Here is a 23,608-nt window from a genome sequence, read left to right as displayed (position 1 = left end):
GCCGAGCATCCACGTCTTACAACGCGGGTAAAGGAAGACGTGGATGGCCGGGACAGCCCGACCATGACGGTAGAGGGAATCATCGCGCCGCCGTCACCTTCTCCAGCCAGTCGACCAGCGCCTGCCGGTCCTCCGCGCTGCCGATCGTCTGCTCGGGCATTTTCGTGCCCGGCGTGTAGGCGTTCGGCCCGACCTCGAAGAGCTTGGCGACCGTCTCTTTCGTCCAGACGATGTCCATTGTTTTGAACGCCTCGGAATAGGCGTAGCCCGGCGCGCTCGCGATCTTCCGCCCGAAGATGCCGTGCAGGGTCGGCCCGGCCCGGTTGCCGTCGGCCGGCGTCAGCGTGTGGCAGGCGGCGCAGGCGCGGAAGACCTGCGCGCCGCGCTCGCCCTGGAAGGCGGCCAGCATATCCTCGCCGGCCCGTGGCACGACCGGGCCGATATGCTCGCCGGTGACCGCGTTCCAGCGCCGCACCAGCCGGTCGGCTCCGCCAGACAGCAACGTCCTGCCGTCCGGCAGAAAGGCCAGCGACCAGACCGGCAAACCCGGCCCGACCAGCGTCGCCCGGATCGCCCGCGTCCTGCGGTCGATCAGCGCGACCTGCCCGCGCAGGCCGCCCACCGCGATGGTCGCCCCGTCGACCGAGAGCGCCAATGCGATCAGCGGCGTCTGGCCGATCGCGATCTCGGCGCGGGCCGCGCCGTCGGGCCCGAACAGCCGCAGCATTCCGTCGGCCGCGGCGACCGCGATCTCGCCGTCGGGCGCGACCATGACGCCGTTCAGCGCCGCCGGCAGCGTCACGATCCTCGCCGGCCCGTCATCGGCCGGCCAGATCCTGAGCGTCGCGTCATAGCCCGACGAGACGATTGCGCCGCCGGGTCCGAAGGCGACGCCGTTGACCGGCCCCTTGTGCCCTTCCAGCACGCGCGCCCCGCCGTCGGCGAGCGAGACGACCCGCACCGTCTCGTCCCAGGAGGCCGAGGCGAGATGCGCGCCTTCGGGCGAGACGGCGACGGCGGAGACCGGCCCCCTGTGCCCCTCCAGCACCCGCGCCGGCTCGGCCGCGTCGCCGTGCCAGAGCGCGATCCGGCCGTCCTCCGCCCCGGTCGCGAAACCGAGTCCGTTCACCGTCGCGACCGCGTTGATCGCGCCCTGATGGAAGCGCAGCACCTTGTCGGCCGCGCCCGTCTCCAGCCGCCACAGGATCGCCGACTGGTCGAAGGAGCCTGTCATGGCGAACCGCCCGTCGGGAGACACCGCGACGGCCCGCACGGGCCCGCCATGCCCGCGCAGTTCCTGGGCGGGGGCGGGGGAGGCGAAAGTGAGACAGAGGAGAACGGCTAAACCGAGCTTGGACATCGACACAACATGCCCGGCATCGCGGCCTTGGCAAGCAGGCTGCTCGAGCGACCTTGATCGCTCAGCGCTCCGCCATGCCGCCGACCACATAGTCGTTGATCAGCTTCACAGGCATCCGGTTGCGATCCGACCTGTTGTAGTTGCCCGCCGTCACGACCACGATGAGACCGAGCGACGGCGCGATCATCATGCGCTGCCCGCCATTTCCCGATGCGACCATGGTGCCGGCGCCGCTGCTCAACCGGCCGAGAAACCATTGATAGCCATAGTCGAAGCCGGGCTCGATCTCGGCGCGACGGCTGGCGCTGGCCTCGATCCACTTGCCGGGCACGATCTGGCGGCCGTCATGGACGCCGCCATCGAGAACGATCTGTCCGATCCGGGCCAGATCGCGCGGGCGCATGCGCAGACCCGACGCCGCCGATTCGCGCCCGTCGAAGCCCTTGGTCCAGCCCGTCTCGGTGATGCCGAGCGGCATAAACAGCTTGGCTTTGGCGAACGCGTCGAGCGAGAGGCCGCTGCCATTGGCGATGAGGTGTCCGAGCAGCGCGGTCGCGCCGCCGCTATAGGTCCAGCTCTGTCCGGGCGGCTTCACGATCGGCCGGTCGAGCACGAAGCGGATGCGGTCCGGCGCGCGCTCCATCGCGATCTCGCCGTTGCGCGGGTCGGTGTAGGGCAGCGACTCGTTCCATTCGGTGCCCATCGTCATCGACAGCACATGCGCGATGGTCAGTTGCCGGCGCGCCGGGTCGTTGGCGAGATCGCCATAGTCGGGAAAGGCGTCGAGCAGGATGGTGTCGGGCGCCGGGACAAGGCCTGCCTCCAGCGCGATGCCGTAGAGCAGACCGACGATGCTTTTCGTCACCGAACGCAAATCGTGCCGCTCGGACGCGTTGAAATCGACCACGCCGCGGCCGGTGCCCCAGATTTCGTCGACGCCCGGGAAATACTGCTCCCAGACGAGCTTGCCGCGCCGGATGACGACGAGGCCGTGCAAGCCGGGCAATTCGTCGGCGGCAAAGGCCTTGGCGACGCGCTCGGCCGCATCGGGCCGGAAGCCGGCCTCCTCGAGCGTGGCCGTCTGCCAGTCGCTGCCGGTCATCTGTCCAGCCGCCGCTTCAGGCAGAAGCGACGCTCCCGCCATCGCCAGGAAAGCACGCCGATCCATCGCTCATCTCGGCCCTAGTTCGCCACCTTGCGGATCACCCGCCTCAGTTTCTCCACCAGTTCGTCGACTTGGCTTTCGCTGATGATCAGCGGTGGCGAAAAGGCGATCGTGTCGCCCGCCGTGCGGATCATCAGGCCTTCCTCGTGGAAAGAGCGCTCGATCGCCTCGTAGCCGCGCTTGCCGACGCCTGCGGCGCGCGGTGCGAGATCGACGGCGCCGACGAGCCCGAGCGTGCGGATATCGACGACATTGGGCTCGCCCTTCAGGCCCATCACGGCCTCGGCCCATAGCGGCTCCATGGCGCGGGCGCGCTCGAACAGGCCTTCATCCCGGTAGATGTCGAGCGCCGCAAGCGAGGCCGCCGCCGCGAGCGGGTGGCCGGAATAGGTGTAGCCGTGGAACAGCTCGATGACGTTGTCGGGCCCGCCCATGAAGGCCTCGTAGATGTGCTTGCGCACCAGCACGCCGCCCATCGGCACGGCGCCCGAGGTCACGCCCTTGGCGAAGGTGATCATATCGGGGATGACGCCATAGCGCTCAGCGGCGAAGGCATAGCCCAGCCGTCCGAAGCCGGTGATGACCTCGTCGAAGATCAGCAGGATGCCGTGCTTGTCGCAGATCTCGCGCAGCCGCTTGAGATAGCCCTTCGGCGGCGGCAGCGCCCCGGTCGAGCCCGCCATCGGCTCGACGATCACGGCGGCGATCGTCGAGGCGTCGTGCAGCGTGACGACGCGTTCGAGATCGTCGGCGAAATGCGCGCCATAGTCGGGCTCGCCCTTGCTGAAGGCCTGCTTCTCGCGGTCATAGGTGTGCGAGATGTGGTCGGTGCCGGTCAGAAGCCCGCCGAAGAATTTGCGGTTGTTGACCATGCCGCCGACGGAGATGCCGCCGAAGCCGACGCCGTGATAGCCGCGCTCGCGCCCGATCAGCCTCGTCTTCGAGCCCTTTCCGGTGACGTTCCAGTAGGCCAGCGCGATCTTCAGCGCCGAATCGGCGGCTTCCGAGCCCGAGCCCGCGAAGAAGACATGGTCGAGGTCGCCGGGCGCGAGCGCCGCGATCCGCGCCGCCGCGGCGAACACCTTCGGGTGGCCATATTGAAAGGTCGGCGCGAAATCGAGTTCGCGCGCCTGGGCCTGGATCGCCTGGATGATCGGCTCGCGCGCATGGCCGGCATTGCAGCACCACAGGCCGGCCGTGCCGTCCATCACCGGCTTGCCCTCGGGCGTGTAGTAGAACATGCCCTCGGCCCGGGCGATCATGCGCGGGTTCTGCTTGAACGAGCGGTTCGCCGTGAACGGCATCCAGAAGGCTTCGAGGTCGTTCGGCGTGCCGAGCGGCTGCAGGGCGGATGTCATCGGCGGCGTTCCCGGTCCGGTTAAGCGTCTCTCAACCTAACAGCACGGTCGGGGCTGTAAATCGCCGCCGGCACGGGGCATGCCTGCGTCCGCCGGAGGCCGGGGTCGCGCGGCGAGACGGGTGACGTTACGTCGTTGCCGGCGTAGTCTGTGTGGCGGGGGAGATAGCAAACTGGACCAGAGCCCCGATGGTCGCTGACGGCGAAGCCCCGGACCGGCCCGACGACCAGAGCGCAGCGTTGATCCGCGCGGCTCTGCAGCGCATCCTCGCCTCCGATCCCTTCCGCGGCGCGCCCCAGCTCGCGGCCTTCCTCGGCTTCATCGTCGAGCGCAGCCTCGCTGGCCGCGCGTCCGGGCTGAAGGGCTATACCATCGCGGTCGAGGCGTTCGGCCGGCCGCCCGATTTCGATCCCCAGGCCGATCCGATCGTGCGCGTCGAGGCCGGCCGGCTGCGCCGTGCGCTGGCGCAGTATTATGCCGGGGAGGGCGCGACCGAGGCGGTCAGGATCGCGATCCCGGTCGGCGGCTATGTGCCGAGCTTCGTCTTCGGGTCAGGCGAGGCGGCGGCCGCCGCCTCGCCGCCGGCGGCGATGCCGGACACGCAGCCCGCTCCGGTCGGGCCCGGCCGCTTCGCCGATCCGCCCATCGCCGCGCCCGCGCCTGCCGGCCACAACCGCATAAGGCTCGCCATGGTCGGGCTGGCTCTGGTGATCACGGTCGCGGTCGCGGCGACCTGGATCGGCGATCGCCGCGCGCCGGATCCGCCCCTGGCCGGGTCGGCGCGGCAGAACCGGCCGGCCCCGCCGCCCGCCTCCGCCACGGCTCCGCCGCCCGCTCCGGCGACGCCGCCCGTCGCCGTGACGCAGCCGATCCATCTCCCGGTCGTCGCGGTAACCGTAGGCCCGCCGCCGGACGATCCCGCGCTTGGCGACATCATGCAGCGCTTCGCCCGCCTGCTTGTCGACGCCATGGCGCGCTTCGACGACCTGATCTCGGTCAGGGCCGTGCAGCCCGGCGCAAGCGGCGCCGAGGCGGCCGATTACGTCTTCGAGATGAACGCCAGCCGCGTCGGCGCGGTCGCGGAAGGATTCGGCCGGCTGCGCTCGGTCAGGGACGGGCGCATCGTCTGGACGACCTCGACCACGCGCACTCTCGATCGTGGCCCGGATGAGTCCGAGCTGAGTGAACGGGCGCGCCGGCTGGCGATCCGGCTGGCGGAGCCCTTCGGCATCATCCATGCCGACTTCCGGCAGTCGGCGGCATCGCCGGCGATGGGCTGCATCTTCCAGGCGCTCGATTTCCGCCGCACCATGCAGCCGGCCCGGCACCTTGCCGCCCGCACCTGCCTTGAGGGCGTGCTGGCCAGGGATCCGGGCTTTCATCCGGCCTGGTCCCAGCTCGCGCTGCTGATCCTCGACGAGTACACGCAAGGCTTCAACCCGCTGCCCGGCCCGCCGCTCGATCGCGCGCTGAGCGCGGCGCTGACGGCAGTGCGGCTGGCTCCGTCGAGCGCGCGCGCCCAGCAGGTGATGATGGACGTGCTGTTCGCGCGCGGCGCGCTGGAGGATGCGATCAGGAACGGTCGCGAGGCGCTCGCGCGCAATCCCTACGATCCCGACATCATGGCCGATCTCGGCTCGCGCTTCGTCCGGCTGAACCGGCCGGCGGAAGGCCTGCCGCTGCTCGCGCGCGCGGTCGAACTCAGCGCCGGGCGGCCGCCCTGGTATGATTTCTACGCCTTTCTCGCGGCGCATCTGCTGGGCGCCGACAAGCTCGCGGAAAGCTACGCCGCCGCCCTTCTGGCCGACCAGGGCGCGCTCAGCCTTCTCGGACGCGCCATCGCCGCCGCCAAGGAGAACGACCAGATCGAGCTGGCGGCCTGCCTGCGCGCGCTCGCCGCGGCCGCGCCGCTCTTCTCCATCGATCCGCGGCTCTATCTCGCCCGGAAGGGCTTTTCGCAGGATCTGATCGACCGCGTGGTCGCCGATCTGGGCGCCGACGCGCTGAGCGCGGTCAAGCGGCAGTGACGCCGCCTGTCGCCGGTCCGGCCGCGAATTCCACCGTTTTTATGCGATCCGGCGCCGGTTGCGGGTCGGGAGGCTCGCTTGGCGCGTCGCGCGCGGTTAACCTCGCGGAAATCATCCGTGATTCGCCGCTGCCGTCCTGTCCCTCTTGCGCGATCGCTCTCTTGGCCCCTGTCAGCCTGAACGTCCTGCACCCTCTCGCGAGCGCCGTCACCGGCCTCTCGGCCGGCGTCGTGACGGCGTTGCTGACGCCGGGGCCGCTCGGCGGCGCGCTCGGGCTGCTGCTTGCCGGCGGCGGGCTGATCGGCTCGGCCCTGGTCTCGGAGAAGCGCGGCGCGGCGCAGCGGGAGCAGGTTCTGGCGGCGGTCGGCGAGGTCAAGGTCAGGCTGGCGACCAATGCGATCCGGCTCGATTCGCTGGCGCGGCGCGTCGAGGAGCTGCCGATGCGCGAGGCCGACGCGGCCCCGGCCCGCGCCATGCTGAACGAACTCACCGCCGAGGTCGGGCTGCTCGGCGACCTGATCCATCAGGTCGCCACCACATTGTCGGACCATGACGCCGAGCTGGCGCTGGCGCGCTCGCGCCAGCAGGCGCCCGCCGCGCCCATGCTTGCGCCCGTCCCGGTTATCGACCCGGAGGCCGCGGCGCGGGCCCGGATGGAGGCGAGGGCTGCCGAGCGCGAGCAGGCGATCGCGCAGGCCGAGCGCCGCGCCGCCGACGAACGCGCCGCCGTCATCAGCCAGGCGCTTTCGGAAGGGCGCGTCGAGGTCTATCTCCAGCCGATCGTGCAATTGCCGCAGCGGCGCACGCGCGGCTACGAGGCGCTGGTCCGCTTGAGGCTCGACGAGCAGACGCTGCTGCTGCCGGAGGATTTCCTCGCGATCGTCGAGGAGCGCGGCTTCGGCCCGACGCTGGATGCGCTCGTGCTGACCCGCGCGCTCGCCATCGCCAGGCATCTCGGGGCCAAGGGCGGTGGCCTCTTCGTCTCGTGCAATTTCAGCAAGGCGACCTGGGGCTCCGCCAAGGCGCTGGCGGCTCTGTCGCGCATCCTCGACAAATACCGCGAGCATGCCGGCCATCTCGTCGTCGAGATGCCGCAGATCGTATTCCGGGCGCTGGATCCGACGAGCCTCGGCTTCCTCGGCGCGATGTCGGCCAACGGCGTGCGCTTCGCGCTCGACCAACTGGTCGATCTCAGGCTCGATCCTGCGTCGCTGTCGGATCGCGGCGTCCGTTTCGTCAAGGCGCCGGCCGCGCTGCTGCAGGCCGACGTCGTCGGCCGCGCCGCGACCGACATCGCCGCCAGCGACCTGTCGGCCCTGCTCGCCCGCGCCTCGATCGTGCTGATCGCCGATGGGGTCGAGGACGACCCGACGGTCGCCGACATGATCGATCTCGGCGTCGGCCTCGCGCAGGGACTGGTCTTCTCGCCGCCGCGCCCGGTCAAGCCGGAGGTCTTCGCCGAGCCGGCCGCTGCGCCGCTCCGCGAGCCGGAGCCGGCCAGACTCTCGGCCGAGGTCGTCGGCTATCCCGCGCCGGCGCCGCCGCAGGACGTCAGGCCGGGGGAAGCCGCGCCCGAGCGCGTGCCGTTCCGCTCCGTTCTGCGCCGGGCCAGCGCCTGACCCGCGGGCTTTCGTTCGCGGCTGCGAAAGGCTAAGGCTGCGCCGCATCCGCCGGAGCCTCGAGCCTTGCCGACATCACAGCACAAGACGCAGCCGCTGGCCGGCTTTTCGACGGTGGCCGAGCGCTTCGACCTCTGCCTCTGCGACATCTGGGGGGTCGTCCATAACGGCGTCGCCGCCCATCGCCAAGCGGTCGACGCGCTGGTCGCGATGCGCCGCGCGGGCGTCGGCGTCGTGCTGGTGACGAATGCGCCGCGCCCGCGCGAGGTGATCAAGGCGCAGCTCGACGGGTTCGGCGTGCCGGCCGAGGCCTATGACGCGATCGTCACTTCCGGCGATGTCTGCCGCGACCTGATCCGCGCCCGCGCCGGCGAGCCGGTCTACATGCTCGGCCCCGACCGCGACCTGCCGCTGGTCGCGGGCCTCGATGCGCCGCGCGTCGCGCCGGAAGAGGCGGCCTACGTCCTTTGCACAGGCTTCGTCGACGACGAGACCGAGACGGCGGAGACCTATGCGGGACTGCTGTCGGGCTTCGCGGCGCGCAAGCTGACCCTGATCTGCGCCAATCCCGATCTGGTGGTCGAGCGCGGCGGGCGCATCGTGCCCTGCGCCGGCTCGCTGGCGCTGGCCTATGAAGGGTTCGGCGGCGAGGCGATCTATGCCGGCAAGCCGCACGCGCCGATCTACGAGGCGGCGCTGGCGCTGGGCGAGGAGGTTCGCGGCTCGGCGATCGATCGCGGGCGCATCTGCGGCGTCGGCGACGCGATCCGCACCGACATCGCCGGGGCCAACGCTTTTGGGGCCGCGAGCGTCATGGTGCTCGCCGGCATCCATGCGCAGGACCTAATGCAGGCGAGCTGGGAGGAGCGCCACGGCTGGTTCGCCGACCAGCTTCACCGGCCGGACTACGCCCTGCCGCATCTGGTCTGGTGATGGTGTCGGGTCACTGAGGGCGTCGCAAAACGCGCTCCGGTGAGTCGGCTGGCGTGGCGGTCTAGAACCGGCGCGCAGCGGACTTCATGTCCGTGAGCACCGGAAGCGGAGAGCGCCGCGTCAGACGGCCTCCGGAGTAGCGCTTGGCGACGCCCTCATGCGGCGCAGACCGACTCGATCTTGCTCTTCAGCGTCTGCGCATTGAACGGCTTGACGATGTAGTTGTTCACGCCGGCCTTCTTGGCGGCGATGACGTTCTCGGTCTTGGATTCGGCGGTGACGATGATGAAGGGCGTCTCGGCGAGCTTCTCCTCCTCGCGGACGCGGCGCAGCAGCTCGAAGCCGGTCATCGGCTCCATGTTCCAGTCGGAGATGACGAGGCCGTATTTCTTGTCGCGCATCTTCTCGATCGCGGCGGAGCCGTCCGAGGCGTCGTCGACATTCTCGAAGCCGAGCTGCTTGAGCAGGTTGCGGATGATCCGGACCATCGTCTGGTAGTCGTCGACCACGAGGATCGGCATGGATGGGTCGAGAGCCATTGCGGTGCTCCAGGCATGACGGTGTTGGCGCAGGGACAGGCCGGCGCGGGCTGCCATCCCAGAGCGGCGACCCTTGGTCAATCGTCTTAAGCTAGGCGGTGTTTCGATCAGGTTAATCCGATGGAACAGTGACGTAAGGTGATGCGTTGGGAGGGGTGTCACCAAAGTCCAATGGCGTGGTGCAACGCAATATGAAAGGCTCGGTCATGACATCGGCGTCTCGCTAAGCCGGCACGGCGTTCTCGCCCCGGTCGGACACTCCCATGAGCCAGGCCATGAACAGCTCTCTCTATCGCGTCCATGCTTTCGAGGATCTGGCGCTCGGCCAGAGCGAGAGCCTGATGCGCACGGTGATGGAGCGCGACGTCTCGCTCTTCGCCGACCTCTCGGGCGACGCCAACCCGATCCATCTCTGCGACCGCTACGCCGCCTCGACCAAGTTCGGCCAGCGTATCGCCCATGGCATGCTGACGGCGAGCCTCGTCTCGGCGCTGCTCGGCACGCGCCTGCCGGGGCCGGGGGCGGTCTATCTCTCGCAGACGCTGACCTTCCTCGCTCCGGTCAAGATCGGCGATGTCGTGACGGCCCGCGTCGAGGTCGTCGAGCTCGTGGCCGAGCGCCGCCGGGCGCGTCTGTTCTGCGAATGCCTCGTCGACGGCAAGGCCGTGCTCGAGGGAGAGGCCTGGGTCGCCCTGCCGCCGGTCCGCCGCGCTTGACGCGTCCGGCGGCTTGAGGCCAAACAACCGCGCGCGGGGTTTTGAGCCCGGCAGCCCGGACGCTCTAACCACCATGACCTTCTCCGCTGACCGCCCGTCGGCCGACGCCAAATCGGCCGCGGCGCAGACAGCCTTCGTCATCGACCCCGCCAAGCCCGTGCCCGCCCATCTGCGCGGCGCGGTGCTCGCGCTTGGCAATTTCGACGGCGTCCATCGCGGCCATGCCGAGCTGGCGCGGGAGACGATGGAACTCGGCGAACAGCTCGGCCGCCGGCCCGCCGCTCTCACCTTCGAGCCGCATCCGCGCAGCGTCTTCAGGCCGGACCAGCCGGTGTTCCGGCTGACGCCGCCGGCGGTCAAGACCGAATTGCTGACCGCCGCGGGTCTGCGCCAGACCTTCATCCTGCCCTTCGACCGCGACATCGCCGCGATCGAGGCGAAGGCCTTCATCGCCGAGCTGCTTCTCGGCAAGCTCGGCGCGGCTGGGCTCGTCTGCGGCTACGACTTCCATTTCGGCAAGGGCAGGGCGGGCTCGCCCGAGATGCTGCAGGCCGAGTGCGAGGCCGAAGGCGTGCCCGTCGTCGTCGTGCCGCCCTATGCCTGGGCGGGCGAGCCGGTCTCCTCGACGCTGGTGCGCGAGGCGCTCGGCGAGGGCGACGTCGTCCGCGCCGCCGATCTGCTCGGCCGGCCCTGGTTCGTGCGCGGCGTCATCGCCCATGGCGACAAGCGCGGCCGCGAGCTCGGCTACCCGACAGCCAATATGCATCTGCCCCGCGACTGTCGGCTGCGTCATGGCATCTACGCGGTGCGGATCAGGATCGACGGCATCTGGAAGGACGGCGTGGCGAGCTTCGGCAGCCGTCCGACCTTCGACGACGGCGCGCCGAGGCTGGAGACTTTCGTCTTCGATTTCGACGGCGATCTCTATGGCAGGCAGGTCGATGTCGCGCTCGTCGCCTGGCTGCGCGGCGAAGAGAAGTTCGACGGTCTCGACGCGCTGATCGCGCAGATGGACAAAGACAGCGCCGCCGCGCGCGACATCCTGGCGAGAACGCCGCCCTTCCTTCCGTAACCTTGGCCTGCTAGAAGCCGCCCATGTCCGCGTCTCGAGCCAGCATCATCGCGTTCCCCCGGCGAATTACGGGCCCGGCTGCGGCCCTGCGCTGATGCGCGGGCGCCTGCGCAGTCCGGGTTGAGCGCCGCTTTTCCTGTTTTCGCGACCAGCGCGCCGTGCCGGGCTTGATCCGGCCAGCCGGTCGCATCGCCCGAGCCGGATCATGACCGACAAGACCGCCGAGAAACCCGCGACGACCGACTATTCCCAGACCCTGTTCCTTCCGCAGACCGAGTTCCCGATGCGGGCGGGCCTGCCGCAGCGCGAGCCCGAGCTGCTCGCCCGCTGGGCGCGGATCGACCTCTACCGCAAGCTGCGCGAGGCGGCCGCGGGCCGCGACCGCTTCATCCTGCATGACGGCCCGCCCTATGCGAACGGCAACATCCATATCGGCCATGCGCTGAACAAGGTGCTGAAGGATCTCGTCACGCGCTCGCAGCAGATGCTCGGCCAGGATTCCAACTACGTGCCGGGCTGGGACTGCCACGGCCTGCCGATCGAGTGGAAGATCGAGGAGCGGTACCGCGCCAAGGGGCTGAACAAGGACGACGTGCCGGTCGTCGAGTTCCGCAAGGAATGCCGCGCCTTCGCCGAACACTGGGTCGACGTGCAGCGCGAGGAGTTCAAGCGCCTCGGCGTCGAGGGCGACTGGGCCGACCCCTACCTGACCATGGCCTTCGGGGCCGAGGCGCAGATCGCCCGCGAGATCATGAAGTTCGCCGAGAGCGGCCAGCTCTATCGCGGCTCCAAGCCGGTGATGTGGTCGGTGGTCGAGAAGACCGCGCTGGCCGAGGCGGAGGTCGAGTATGAGGAGCATACGAGCGACACGGTGTTCGTGGCGTTTCCTGTTTTACAGGCGATGACAGGCGACATGGGCGCCACCCCGTGGCCTGAGATTTGGAAGTTTGCCGAGGAGTTGAGTAACTCATCCATCGTCATCTGGACGACCACGCCCTGGACCATGCCCGGCAACCGCGCGATCTCGTTCCATAACAAGATCGCCTATGGGCTCTATCGCGTCACCGCCGCGCCAGAGCAGAACTGGGCCAAGGTCGGCGCGACCTACATCCTCGCCAAGAACCTCGCCGAGTCCGTCTTCAAGGCCGCCAAGGTCGAAGCGTTCGAACTCGTTGCGGACGTGCCGGCCGATGCGCTTGCTGGCCTCACCGCAGCCCACCCTCTGCGCGGCCACGGCTACGAATTCGACGTTCCCCTCCTCGACGGCGACCATGTCACCGACGAGGCCGGTACGGGCTTCGTCCACACCGCGCCCGGCCATGGCCGCGAGGATTTCGACATCTGGATGGCCAACGGCCGCCAGTTGCAGGCGCGCGGCATCGACACCCACATCCCCTACACCGTCGACGCCGATGGCCGCTTCACCAGGGACGCGCCGGGCTTCGAGGGACGGCAGGTCATCACCGACACAGGCGAGAAGGGCGACGCCAACGAGGCCGTGATCAAGGCGCTGGCGGCGAGCGGCAACCTCGTCGCGCGCGGCCGGCTGAAGCACCAGTATCCGCATTCCTGGCGCTCGAAGAAGCCGGTGATCTTCCGCAACACGCCGCAATGGTTCATCGCCATGGACAAGCCGATCGGCGGCGAGGGCGGTCCGGCGTCTGCCGGAGACCCGGCGCCCACGGCAGGCGGCAACGCCGACACGCTGCGCAACCGCGCCCTTCGCGCCATCGCCGAAACCGAATGGGTTCCCGCGACCGGCGAGAACCGCATCAACGGCATGATCGCCAACCGCCCGGACTGGGTGGTCTCGCGCCAGCGCGCCTGGGGCGTGCCGATCACCGTCTTCGTCGAGAAGGAGACGGGAAGGGTTCTGGTCGATGCGAAGGTCAATGCCGCCATCGCCGAGGCCTTCGAGAGCGAGGGCGCCGACGCCTGGTTCAGCGACACCGACGGCGCGCGCTTCCTCAAGCCTTTCGGCTATGACCCCGCTGAATACGAGCGCGTCACCGACGTGCTCGACGTCTGGTTCGATTCGGGCTCGACCCACGCCTTCACGCTGGAGAAGCGTCCCGATTTGCGCGCCCGCCGGCGCGGCGACGGCGGCAACGACCGGGTGATGTATCTCGAGGGCTCCGACCAGCATCGCGGCTGGTTCCATTCCTCGCTGCTCGAAAGCTGCGGCACGCGCGGCCGCGCGCCCTACGACATCGTGCTGACGCACGGCTTCTGCCTCGACGAGAAGGGCGAGAAGATGTCGAAGTCGAAGGGCAACGTCACCGCGCCGCAGGACATCATCAAGGATTCGGGCGCCGACATCCTGCGGCTCTGGGTCGCGGCGGCCGACTATTCCGACGATCTGCGCATCGGCAAGGAGATCCTCAAGACCTTCGTCGAGACCTACAGGAAGCTGCGCAACACCCTGCGCTGGATGCTCGGCACTCTCGCCCATTTCAGCGAGGACATCCGCGTCTCGGAGACGCAGACGATGCCGGAGCTGGAGCGGCTGATGCTGCACCGGCTGGCCGAACTCGGCCCGCAGGTCGAGGAGGCTTACGCCACCTACGACTACAAGAAGGTCGTGAACCTGCTGTCGCAGTTCATGAACACCGAGCTCTCGGCCTTCTATTTCGACATCCGCAAGGACGCGCTCTATTGCGATCCCCTGTCGAGCCATGTCCGCAAGAGCGCGCTGACCGTGGTCGACCATCTCTTTCGCTGCCTCGCCACCTGGCTCGCGCCCATCCTGGTCTTCACCACGGAAGAGGCCTGGCTCGAGCGCTATCCCGAAGCGAAGGCGATGGACGGCTCGGTCCATCTCGAGCTGTTCGCGCAGGCGCCGCAGGCCTGGCTCGATCCCGAGCTCGCCGAGCGCTGGGCCAAGATCAGGCGCGTGCGCCGCGTCGTCACCGGCGCGCTCGAACTGGAGCGCGCCGCCAAGCGTCTAGGTTCGTCGCTGGAGGCCGCGCCCGAGGTCTTCGTTTCCGATCCGGACCTGTTCGCCGCGCTGTCGGGGGCCGATCTCGCCGAGATCAGCATCACCTCCGGCATCCGGGTCCGCAGCGGCAAAGGCCCGGCGGAGGCGTTCCGGTTGCCGGACGTGCCGGGCGTCGCGGTCGTGCCGGCCCGCGCGGCGGGCGTGAAATGCGCCCGCTCGTGGAAATATTTCGATCCCGCCAGCGCCGATCCGGCCTATCCCGCGGTGACGCCGCGCGACGCCAAGGCGCTGCGCGAACTCGGCCAGCCGGCGCGATGACGCCGGCTCGCCGCTCAGGCCTCGCGATCATCCTTGTCGTCTTCGCGCTCGACCAGGCGCTGAAGCTCTGGCTGCTCTTCGGCCTCCGTCTCGCCGAGACCGGCCCTTTCGCCGTCCTGCCCTTCATGGACATCGTGCTGGCCTGGAATCGCGGCATCTCCTACGGGCTTTTCCAGCAGGGCGCCGATATCGGCCGCTGGGCGCTGGTCGTGATCTCCTTCGTCGCGGCAATCTGGCTCGGGCGCTGGATGTGGCGCGAGAGCCGCCCGCTGACCGTGGCGAGCCTGGCGCTGATCATCGGCGGCGCGCTCGGCAACGGCGTCGACCGGGCCGTCCATGGCGCGGTCGTCGACTTCGTCAGTCTGCATTGGGGCCGCTTCAGCTGGTACATCTTCAACGTCGCCGATGCCGCGATCGTTGTCGGGGTTGCCGCGCTGCTGTATGAATCGTTCCGTCCGGCTGCCAAAGCCGCGAGCTGAAACGGGTTTCGCCATCGTTTCGCCGCGCCGATGCGGTTGAGACGGCGGCGCTCATCGTCCCAGGGAGGTTTGAAATGGCCCATCGCGCTTCGCGTCTGCTGCTCGCGGGCGGCCTGCTGCTGGCGGCCTCGCCGGCCTTCGCCCAGGAAGGCATGCTGTTCAAGAACCTCATGGAAGGCGTCATCGGCAAGCGCGGCGGCGACGACATCGAATATCGCGAGCGCCCGCCGCTGGTCGTGCCGCCGGGTTCGGCCCTGCCGCGTCCGCAGGAACCCGCCAGCGCCCGCACGGCGGCCTGGCCCAACGACCCCGACGTCGCCCGCCGCAAGGCCGCGGCCGAGGCGAGGGTCCTGCCCTTCACCGACAATCAGGCGACGCGCAACAACGCCTGGCTGAACCAGGGCGAGCTGCGCCAGGGCCCCGCCGCGCGCGCCAGCGCCAGGCGTCCTGTCGTCGTCGAGGAGCACAGCAACTACAACAACCAGATCGAGCCGATCCGCAGGGCGAAGGAAGAGGCCGCGCGCCGTGGTCAGGAGGATCTGGCGCAACTGAACTACGGCTCCGAGCCGCCGCGCCGGCTGCTGACCGAGCCGCCGGTCGGCTATCGCCGTCCCGCCGGCTCCGCTCCCGTCGGCCCCGGCCAGAGCGGCCCGCAGGAGGACAAGCAGGCCGTCGGCCAGCGCGAGTTCCTGATCGGCACCACGCCGATGCAGTAGGCGGCCTTTCGCCGCTCCGGCTCGCTCCGGCGCGCCGCAAGTCCTATCTCGCAAGGCCGGCATCGCAAGTCTTGCCATGGAAGTCTTGCCACAGGAGGCGCTGGCCCGGCGCCTCCGCCATCAGGAGACGGCCGAAGGTGAACATGCATTCGCGTCCGAGCCAGGCCGCCCAGCCGGTTGAATCCTTCCGGCTGGAGAACGGGCTGGCGGTCGTCGTCGTTCCCGACAGGCGCGCTCCCGTCGTCACCCATATGGTCTGGTATCGCAACGGCTCGGCCGACGATCCGGCCGGCAAGTCCGGCATCGCCCATTTCCTCGAGCACCTGATGTTCAAGGGCACGTCGAAATGGCCGGCGGGCGAGTTCTCAAAGATCGTCGCCGGCTTCGGCGGTCAGGAGAACGCCTTCACCTCCTTCGACTACACCGCCTATTTCCAGCGCGTGCCGAAGCAGCATCTGCGCGCCATGATGGACTACGAGGCCGACCGGATGACGGGCCTCGCCTTCGACGAGAGCGTCGTCGGGCCAGAGCGCGACGTCGTGCTGGAAGAGCGCAGGATGCGCGTCGATTCCGACCCCGCGGCCCAGCTCGGCGAGGAGTTTTCCTCGGCGCTCTTCGTGCACCACCCCTACGGCACGCCGATCATCGGCTGGGAGCACGAGATCGAGGGCCTCGATCGCCAGGACGCCTTCACCTACTACCAGCGCTTCTACACGCCCGAGAACGCGATCCTCGTCGTCGCCGGCGATGCCGATGCGGCCGAGGTGCGAAAGCTCGCCGAGGCGAGCTACGGCGCGATACCGGCGCGCGGCGAGACGCCGCTGCGCAGGCGCCCGGCCGAGCCCGATCCGCGCGCCGCGCGCCGCGTCGCGCTCTCGGACCCGCGCGTGCGCCAGCCCTCGCTGCGGCGCGGCTGGCTGACGCCGACCTACACCGCCGGCGACCGCGCCGAGGTCTTCGCGCTGGAGATCGCGGCCGAGATCCTTGGCGGCGGCACGACCTCGCGGCTCTATCGCAACCTCTGCGTCGAGCAGGAGCTCTCGGCCGGGGCGAGCGCCTATTTCATGGGCTCGATGGTCGACCGCGCCGCCTTCCAGATCTCGGTCAGCCCGCGTCCGGGGACGGAGATGGCGGCGCTCGAGGCAGGCCTCGACGCCGCTCTCGCGGGCTTCCTCGCCGACGGCCCGAGCGAGGTCGAACTGATCCGCGCCAAGACCCGGCTGATCGCCGAGACGATCTTCGCCCGCGACAGCCAGTCCTCGCTGGCGCGCACCTTCGGCGCGTCGCTCGCCGTCGGCGAGAGCGTCGAGGACGTGCTCGCCTGGCCGGACCGGATCGAGACCGTGACCCGCGACGCCGTCGTCGAGGCCGCGCGCCGCTATCTGAGGCCCGACCGCTCGGTTACCGGCTTGCTGCTGCCGGCGGGCTGAGAGCCGGGCTGCCTGCCTCCCAACCCGTGCGACGCGGCGACGATCGCCGCCGACAGGACATCCTCATGAACGCGTCGATCGATCTCGTCAGACAGGATCTCGCCAGCATCGCCGGCCCGTCCGTCACCGTCCAGAAGGTGCGCGGCGCCTGCGGCGTCGAGGCCTGGCTGGTCGAGGAGCACAGCCTGCCGCTGATCGCGCTCGACTTCGCCTTCGACGGCGGCGCGACGCGCGATCCCGAGGACGCGGCCGGCAGCGCCTACCTCGTCTCCGGCCTGCTCGACGAGGGCGCCGGCGATCTCGACGCCGAGGCCTTCCAGGGCCGCATGGCCGACCACGCCATCAATCTCGGCTTCGAGGCCAGGCGCGACGATTTCCACGGCCATCTCCAGACCTTGTCGCGCCATCGCGACACCGCCTTCGAGCTGCTTGGCCTCGCGCTGCGGAAGCCCCGCTTCGATGCGGACGCCGTCGCGCGGGTCAAGGCCCAGGTCGTCGCCGGGCTTCAGCGCCAGGCCCAGAACCCCGACACGCTCTGCCGCAACGCGCTCTACGCCACCGCCTTTCCCGGCCACCCCTATGGCCGGCCCGAAAAGGGCGATGTCGACAGCGTCTCGAAGCTGGAGGCGGATGGGCTCAAGGGCCTCTCGGGCGAGCTTTTGTCACGGGCCGGACTCAAGCTCGTCGTCGTCGGCGACATCACGGCCGACGAGCTGGCGGAGCGCATCGACGCGATCTTCGGCGCGCTGCCCGAGGGCTCGCCGCGCCGGCTCCCGGCCGAGCCGCTGCCGATCCATGGCCTCGGCGAGACGCAGGTGATCGATCTCGACGTGCCGCAGACCGTGCTGCGCTTCGTCGCTCCAGGTCCGATGCGCGACGATCCCGACTTCATCGCCGCCAGCGTGCTGAACCACATCCTCGGCGGCTCGGCCTTCACCTCGCGCCTGTTCATGGAGGTGCGCGAGAAGCGCGGCCTCGCCTACGGCGTCTCCTCCAGCCTGCTGCCGATGCGCGAGAGCGCCATGGTCGTCGGCGGCACCTCGACCCGCAACGACCGCGTCGCCGAATCGCTTGCCGTCATCCGCGAGGAGATGAGCAAGCTCGCCGAGGAAGGCCCCAGCGAGCATGAGATCGAGGAGGCCAAGCGCTACATCATCGGCTCCTATCCGCTGCGCTTCGACACCTCGCCCAAGATCGCGTCGGAACTGCTCGGGCTGGCGATCTACGGCTTCGAGCCGGAGTTCCTGACCGAGCGCAACCGGCTCTTCGCCGAGGTCACGCCGGCCGACGTCAGGCGCGTCGGCAAGCGCCTATTCGGCGATCCGCGCCTGCTGGTGCAGGCGGTCGGCCGCCCGGTCGGTCTGGTGTGAGTCTCCGCCGTCGTTGCGAGGGTAGCGAAGCAATCCAGAGATTTGCGTGAGACGCTGGATTGCTTCGCCGCGCTCGCGATGACGGTGATGGTTGCGCGTTCGATATCGATTCCTGATCTCTCTCCGGCAGGCTCTCCATGCTCCAGCAAAGCTACGATCTCGCGCTTGAATCCGGCGTCGGCCCGGGCGCCATTCCGGACGCCGCCTTCGAACAGGCGCTGGCCGATCTTGCGCCCGGGCTGGCGAGGCTGAAGGCTCAAGGAGAGGATGGCTCGCTGCCGCTGCTCGGCCTGCCCTCCGACACCGCCGATCTGCCGCCGGTCCACGCCGCCGCCGCACGGCTCAAGGACGGCGCGACCGACATCCTCGTGCTCGGCACCGGCGGCTCCTCGCTCGGCGGCCAGACGCTGGCGCAGCTCGCCGATTACGGCATCACCGGCCTGTCGCGCTTCGCGCCCGAGCCGCGCGTGCATTTCATCGACAATCTCGACCCCGACACCTATCGGCGCCTGCTCGCCAAGCTGCCGCTGAAGACGACCAGGTTCGTCGCGATCTCGAAATCCGGCGGCACCGGCGAGACCCTGCTCCAGAGCATCGCCGCCATCACCGCGATGCGCGCCGCCGGGCTGAGCGACGCCGGGATCGGCGCGCGCTTTCAGGGCCTCTCCGAGCCGGCCACCCCCGGCAAGCTCCACCCGCTGCGCGCTCTTCTGGAGCCGTTCGGCGTGCCCTTCCTCGATCACCATACCGGCGTCGGCGGGCGCTATTCGGTGCTGACCAATTGTGGCCTGTTGCCGGCCTCGGCGCTCGGGCTGAACATCGAGGCGCTGCGGGCGGGCGCGGCCAGGGCGCTGGCGCCCGTGCTCGCCGGCGAGAACGTGCGCGAGACCCCGGCCGCGCTCGGCGCGGCGCTGCATCTCGCCGCGATGCGCTCTGGAAAAGGCATCGCCGTGCTGATGCCCTATGCCGACAAGCTCAGCCTGCTGACGCGCTGGTGGGTCCAGCTCTGGGCCGAGAGCCTGGGCAAGGACGGCAAGGGGACGCAGCCCGTGTCCGCGCTCGGCCCGGTCGACCAGCATTCGCAGCAGCAGCTCTATCTCGCCGGACCCAAGGACAAGTTCTTCACCGTCGTCACCGTCGGCGCCAAGGGCAAGGGGCCGTCGATCGACGCGGATCTCGCCGGCCAGATCGGCCAGCAGGACTTCGCCGGCAAGACCATCGGCGATCTCGTCGCGGCGCAGGGCGTGGCGATGATCGACACCTTCGCCAGGAACGGCTGCCCCGTGCGTCGCTTCCATCTCGACGCGATCGACGAGACGATCCATGGCGAACTGCTTATGCACTTCATGCTCGAGACGATCCTGACCGGCTACGCCATGGGCGTCGATCCCTTCGACCAGCCGGCGGTGGAGGAAGCGAAACTCCTCGCCAAGCGTTATCTTGCCGAGGGGCGGGCTTGAGTCGCGCGCACCTTGTCATTCCGGGGCTTCGCGAAAGCGAGGAACCGGAACCCGCGACGGGGTAAATCCGAAAGCGCATGACAGGCTCGCCCGGTCGTGGGTTCCGGGTTCGACCCCGCGAGCCGCCCCGGAATGACGAATGGGAACGCCGGTCCCGGCTGCTTGAGAACGATATGACCGTCCGCCGCCTCGATCCCGTCCTCGTCGACCGCATCGCCGCCGGCGAGGTGATCGAGCGGCCGGCGGCGGCCGTGAAGGAACTCGTCGAGAACGCGATCGACGCCGGGGCGCGCGCCATCGCCGTCACCATCGCGGCGGGCGGGCGCCAACTGATCCGCGTCGTCGACGACGGGGCCGGCATGTCGCCGCTGGACCTGGCGCTGGCCGTCGAGCGCCATGCCACCTCCAAGCTCCCCGATGGCGATCTCTTCGCGATCGGCACGCTCGGCTTCCGCGGCGAGGCCTTGCCGTCGATCGGCTCCGTGGCGCGGCTCTCGATCGTGACCCGGCGCGCCGACGCGCGCCAGGGCTCCGCTCTCGTCGTCGAGGCCGGCGAGAAGGGCGTCGTCCGCCCGGCCGCCGCCGCGATCGGCACACGCATCGAGGTCGCCGACCTCTTCGCCTTCACCCCGGCGCGGCTGAAATTCCTGAAGAGCGACCGGGCCGAGGCCGGCGCTGTCTCGGAGATGCTGCGAAGGCTCGCGATCGCGCACCCCGCCATCCGCTTCAGCCTCGACGGCGACCACGTCACCGGCTTCGACTGGCCGGCCGAGACGATGAGCGAGGACGGCCAGTTGCGAAGGCTCTCGCGCGCGCTCGGGCGCGACTTCCCCGAGAATGCGCTGAGGCTCGACGCGCGGCGCGAGGGTTTCGCGATCGCGGGCTTCGCCGGACTGCCGACTTTCCATCGCGGCACCTCGGCCGGCGTGCACCTGGCGGTCAACGGCCGCCCGGTGCGCGACAGGCTGCTGCTCTCGGCCGTGCGCGGCGCCTATGCCGACGTCGTGCCCTCCGACCGGCATCCGGTGCTCTTCCTCGACGTGAGCTGCGAGCCGCGCCTCGTCGACGTCAACGTCCATCCGGCCAAGAGCGAGGTCCGCTTTCGCGATCCGGCGCTGGTGCGCGGGCTGGTCGTCTCGGGCCTGAAAGCGGCCCTCGCCCAGGCCGGCCACCGCGCCACCACGACCGGCGGCGCGCGCGCGCTCGAGGCGTTCCGGGCCGTCTTCGCCGGAAACGCCCACGGCGAGAGCGTGCGGCGGCCGCACTTTTCCGGCGCGCCTGCCTGGGCCGCTCCCGCCGCTGGTTTCAGCGACGCGACACAGGCGGGTTTCGCCGCCTTCGCGACGCCCTCCGCCGACGCCAGCGCCGGCATGGCGGAGCCCGCGCCGGACGCGCTCGACCGCCCGCTCGGCGCGGCGCGCGCGCAACTGCACGAGACCTATATCGTCGCCCAGACGCGCGAAGGCGTCGTCATCGTCGACCAGCACGCCGCCCATGAGCGGCTGGTCTATGAGCGGCTCAAGGCCGAGCGCGCCAGGGCCGGCATCGCCCGCCAGCCCCTCCTGCTGCCCGAGGTGGTGGAACTCGACCCCGTCGACGCCGACCGGCTGAACGCGGCGTCCGGCGAACTCGCGACGCTCGGCCTCGGCGTCGAGCCCTTCGGCCCAGGCGCGGTGCTGGTCCGCGAGGCGCCGTCGCAACTCGCCGGCGGCAATCTCCAGCGCCTCGTCCGCGATGTCGCCGACGCGCTGGCCGAGCACGGCACGACAGGCTCGCTGGAGCGCCGGCTCGACCATGTGCTGGCGACGATGGCCTGCCACAATTCCGTCCGCGCCGGCCGCCGCCTGCGCCCGCAGGAGATGGACGCGATGCTGCGCGAGATGGAGATCACGCCCAATTCCGGCCAGTGCAACCACGGCCGGCCGACCTATGTCGAACTGAAGCTGGCCGATATCGAGCGGCTGTTCGGGCGACGGTGAGGGCATCGGGCCGCTGTCGATCGTTGCGAGAACGGCGTGTCCTGGCGGGCCGCCGGCCAACCGGCGATGCTATCGCTCCTCGGCAAGCTGACGTAAGGCTGTATCCCTTGGAGATCACGGGCCGAGGCTGCTGATCCCGTGACCGGGGAGGGACTGTCATGCGGCGCGATATTCCGCTTGTTTCGACCTTGGCTGCCGGCGCGTTCCTGCTCTCTTTCGGCCTCGCGGCGGCGCAGCCGGACTCCACCGGCGTCGCGCTGAAGGTCGCGCGCGCCTTCTCGGCGCCGTCGAGCGATGCCGACGACAAGGCGCGCGGCGTCAGCGGCATGGCCTGCACGGGCGCGCCCGACGCCACGAGCCGTTCCTGCCTTGCGATCATCGACGAGGAGCGCTTCGCCGAGGTCGCGACGCTGTCGGGCGATGTGCTGACGCCGACGGGCCGGCGGATCGTGCTGTCGAAGAAGAAGGAGACCGGCCAGGGCATTCTCGGGGCGATGCCGCGTGCGGCTTGCCCGGACGGCGAATCGTCGAAGTTCGGAGAAGCCGATGGCGAAGGCATCGCCCAGGGCGAGGGCTACCTGTACATCGTCGGGTCGCATGGTTGCAGCGGCAGGGGCAAGTTCAAGCCGTCGAGCTTCCTGATATCCCGTCTCCCCGTGGGCGATGGCGGCGCGATCGCGCGCGGCGCCGTGGTCGAGCGCAGCTGGCGTCTGTCCGAGGCGTTGCTGGCGAGCGACATCAGGGAGGCCTTCGGCAAGGACAAGGATGTCGGCGTCAACATCGAAGGCCTCGCGATCGTTGGCGACAAGCTCTATGCCGGCCTGCGCACGCCTCTCGCGGGCCAGGACGGCAAGAGCGCGATGATCATCGAGGTTTCCGCCAAGGCCCTGTTCGCCCCGCAACAGCCGCCGCAGGCGAAGATCGTCGCCGCGTCGATCCCGGTCAGACTCGGCGCGGGCGCCGGTATCCGCGATCTGGCCGCGCTGAAATCAGGGGGGCTCCTGATCCTGTCGGGTCCGACCGGGGAGCAGGCGGACGTGCCCTATGTCGTCTCGCTGCTCGATCCGGTGACGCCGAACGCCACGCCACGCCCCCTGGCGACGATCGTGACGCCCCTGAAAGGAAAGAAGGGCGAAGTCGCCAAGGCGGAGACGCTGGTGCTTCTCGGCGAGAGCCCCGACTCGGTTTCGGTGCTGATCCTGTACGACAACATCGACGAAGGCGCGCCTCGCCGCCACACGATCAAGCTCAACTGAGTGTTCCTGCGTCGGGCGCTGGGAGGATCGTTTCGGGTCGCGCTCACGCCGCCCGCGCCATCACCACCTGCGTCTCGCCATAAGCCCGCCGCTCGAGCTGCTCGAACCCCTCCGGCAGCGCCACGGCAACGCCCGCCGCCTCCTCCAGCACGATCAGCGCGCCGGGCTCCAGCCAGCCGCCCTCGCGCGCCGAGGACAGCGCCCTTTCGCCCAATCCCCTGCGATAGGGCGGATCGCAGAACACGAGCCCGAAGGGCGGCATGGCGCTGATCGGCCCGAGCTTCGTCGCGTCGCGCCGGAAGACGCGGCTCAACCCCGCGACGCCCAGCGCCATCTGGTTCTCGCGGATCAGTCCGCGCGCCTCCGTGCCGTCGTCGACCAAGAGCGCGAACGCCGCCCCGCGCGAGAGCGCCTCGAACGCCATCGCGCCGGTGCCGGCGAAGAGATCGAGCACGCGCGCGCCCTCGACGACGTCGTCATAGGCATGCGCCAGCACGTTGAAGAGCGATTCCCGCAAACGGTCCGAGGTCGGCCGGATCGCTCCGATCCCCGGTTTCGGGCTGGCCAGGGGCCGCCCGCCGAAGCGCCCGCCGACGATCCGCATGGTCCAGGCCTCAGTCGCGCTTGCCGCGTGGCCCGCCCGGACGCGGACCCTTGTCGTTCCCGCCGGGCCGTCCGCCGCCGGAAGGCCTGCCGCCGGGTTTGCCGCCGAAGGACTTGTCGCCGAAGGACTTGCCGCGACCCGGCTTGCCACCGAAGCCACGGCCGGGTCTGCGTTCGCCCCCGGCGCCGCGCCCGGCCGGGTTGTCGCCGGCGCTCCGGCCGCGCGGCCGCTCCTCGCCGCCGCGTTCGGCGAAGCGACGCGCCGGCCGC

At 70.0% G+C, this 23,608-nt stretch carries 18 protein-coding genes and 1 pseudogene; 13 read left to right on the top strand and 6 right to left on the bottom strand.

Annotated elements, in window-relative coordinates; all coding sequences use genetic code 11:
* Nucleotides 1-79: 79 nt before the first annotated feature.
* The 3 genes from AC1RRW_RS04910 to aptA all read right to left on the bottom strand — a co-directional run bounded on the left by AC1RRW_RS04910 (nt 80) and on the right by aptA (nt 3,883).
* Nucleotides 80-1,360 carry a c-type cytochrome gene (locus AC1RRW_RS04910; RefSeq protein ID WP_492899422.1) on the bottom strand — a complete coding sequence of 427 codons (1,281 nt, stop codon included), beginning with the start codon at nt 1,358-1,360 and terminating at the stop codon, nt 80-82.
* A gap of 61 nt (nt 1,361-1,421) precedes the next feature.
* Nucleotides 1,422-2,462, bottom strand: a complete 1,041-nt coding sequence (locus tag AC1RRW_RS04905) for a serine hydrolase domain-containing protein (RefSeq protein ID WP_492899421.1) — start codon at nt 2,460-2,462, stop codon at nt 1,422-1,424.
* 80 nt (nt 2,463-2,542) lie between these two features.
* The gene (gene aptA, locus AC1RRW_RS04900; protein WP_492899420.1) at nt 2,543-3,883 is read right to left on the bottom strand and encodes an omega-aminotransferase AptA; all 1,341 of its coding nucleotides are present in this window, start codon (nt 3,881-3,883) and stop codon (nt 2,543-2,545) included.
* Between the two features lie 188 nt (nt 3,884-4,071).
* On the opposite strand from aptA, the gene AC1RRW_RS04895 reads away from it, so the two are divergent.
* The 3 genes from AC1RRW_RS04895 (at nt 4,072) to AC1RRW_RS04885 (ending at nt 8,462) form a co-directional block, all read left to right on the top strand.
* Complete coding sequence (locus tag AC1RRW_RS04895; protein WP_492899419.1) at nt 4,072-5,910, top strand: hypothetical protein; 1,839 nt, start codon at nt 4,072-4,074, stop codon at nt 5,908-5,910.
* Nucleotides 5,911-6,071: 161 nt separating this feature from the next.
* Complete coding sequence (locus AC1RRW_RS04890) at nt 6,072-7,529, top strand: EAL domain-containing protein (RefSeq protein ID WP_492899418.1); 1,458 nt, start codon at nt 6,072-6,074, stop codon at nt 7,527-7,529.
* A gap of 66 nt (nt 7,530-7,595) precedes the next feature.
* The gene (locus AC1RRW_RS04885) at nt 7,596-8,462 is read left to right on the top strand and encodes a TIGR01459 family HAD-type hydrolase (protein ID WP_492899417.1); all 867 of its coding nucleotides are present in this window, start codon (nt 7,596-7,598) and stop codon (nt 8,460-8,462) included.
* A gap of 155 nt (nt 8,463-8,617) precedes the next feature.
* On the opposite strand, the gene AC1RRW_RS04880 is transcribed toward AC1RRW_RS04885, so the two are convergent.
* Nucleotides 8,618-9,001 carry a response regulator gene (locus tag AC1RRW_RS04880; protein ID WP_492899416.1) on the bottom strand — a complete coding sequence of 128 codons (384 nt, stop codon included), beginning with the start codon at nt 8,999-9,001 and terminating at the stop codon, nt 8,618-8,620.
* Between the two features lie 275 nt (nt 9,002-9,276).
* Between AC1RRW_RS04880 and AC1RRW_RS04875 the strand changes: the two genes are divergently transcribed.
* From AC1RRW_RS04875 to AC1RRW_RS04830, 10 genes are all read left to right on the top strand, one after another.
* A complete protein-coding gene (locus AC1RRW_RS04875; protein ID WP_492899415.1) occupies nt 9,277-9,717 on the top strand; it encodes a MaoC family dehydratase in 441 nt (146 codons plus the stop codon).
* 73 nt (nt 9,718-9,790) lie between these two features.
* Nucleotides 9,791-10,789: a bifunctional riboflavin kinase/FAD synthetase gene (locus AC1RRW_RS04870; protein WP_492899414.1), complete on the top strand. Its 999-nt coding sequence runs from the start codon at nt 9,791-9,793 to the stop codon at nt 10,787-10,789.
* 205 nt (nt 10,790-10,994) lie between these two features.
* Entirely contained in the window at nt 10,995-14,045 is a 3,051-nt protein-coding gene (gene ileS, locus AC1RRW_RS04865; RefSeq protein ID WP_492899413.1) for an isoleucine--tRNA ligase, read from the top strand.
* Entirely contained in the window at nt 14,042-14,524 is a 483-nt protein-coding gene (lspA, locus tag AC1RRW_RS04860; RefSeq protein WP_492899412.1) for a signal peptidase II, read from the top strand. The genes ileS and lspA overlap by 4 nt, the downstream gene beginning before the upstream one ends.
* Before the next feature lie 74 nt (nt 14,525-14,598).
* Nucleotides 14,599-15,240 (top strand): hypothetical protein, encoded by a 642-nt coding sequence (locus tag AC1RRW_RS04855; RefSeq protein WP_492899411.1) that lies wholly within the window; start codon nt 14,599-14,601, stop codon nt 15,238-15,240.
* Between the two features lie 143 nt (nt 15,241-15,383).
* Nucleotides 15,384-16,670 carry a M16 family metallopeptidase gene (locus AC1RRW_RS04850; protein WP_492899837.1) on the top strand — a complete coding sequence of 429 codons (1,287 nt, stop codon included), beginning with the start codon at nt 15,384-15,386 and terminating at the stop codon, nt 16,668-16,670.
* A gap of 65 nt (nt 16,671-16,735) precedes the next feature.
* Nucleotides 16,736-18,040 (top strand): M16 family metallopeptidase, encoded by a 1,305-nt coding sequence (locus AC1RRW_RS04845; protein ID WP_492899410.1) that lies wholly within the window; start codon nt 16,736-16,738, stop codon nt 18,038-18,040.
* Nucleotides 18,041-18,177: 137 nt separating this feature from the next.
* Nucleotides 18,178-19,500: a phosphoglucose isomerase-related protein gene (locus tag AC1RRW_RS04840; protein WP_492899409.1), complete on the top strand. Its 1,323-nt coding sequence runs from the start codon at nt 18,178-18,180 to the stop codon at nt 19,498-19,500.
* 173 nt (nt 19,501-19,673) lie between these two features.
* Entirely contained in the window at nt 19,674-21,479 is a 1,806-nt protein-coding gene (gene mutL, locus AC1RRW_RS04835; RefSeq protein WP_492899408.1) for a DNA mismatch repair endonuclease MutL, read from the top strand.
* A 158-nt stretch (nt 21,480-21,637) separates the two neighbouring features.
* Nucleotides 21,638-22,735 carry a DUF3616 domain-containing protein gene (locus tag AC1RRW_RS04830; RefSeq protein ID WP_492899407.1) on the top strand — a complete coding sequence of 366 codons (1,098 nt, stop codon included), beginning with the start codon at nt 21,638-21,640 and terminating at the stop codon, nt 22,733-22,735.
* Between the two features lie 43 nt (nt 22,736-22,778).
* On the opposite strand, the gene rsmD is transcribed toward AC1RRW_RS04830, so the two are convergent.
* Both rsmD and AC1RRW_RS04820 read right to left on the bottom strand, forming a co-directional pair.
* Nucleotides 22,779-23,339, bottom strand: coding sequence for a 16S rRNA (guanine(966)-N(2))-methyltransferase RsmD (rsmD, locus tag AC1RRW_RS04825; RefSeq protein ID WP_492899406.1), 561 nt, complete (start codon nt 23,337-23,339; stop codon nt 22,779-22,781).
* Between the two features lie 10 nt (nt 23,340-23,349).
* Nucleotides 23,350-23,608: pseudogene (locus tag AC1RRW_RS04820) on the bottom strand (pseudouridine synthase); the annotation flags it as partial.

The organism is Allobosea sp. GW821-FHT12C12 (assembly GCF_058807355.1).
The sequence above is the reverse complement of the archived record's forward strand: the minus strand, read 5'-3'. Positions and strand labels throughout refer to the sequence as shown.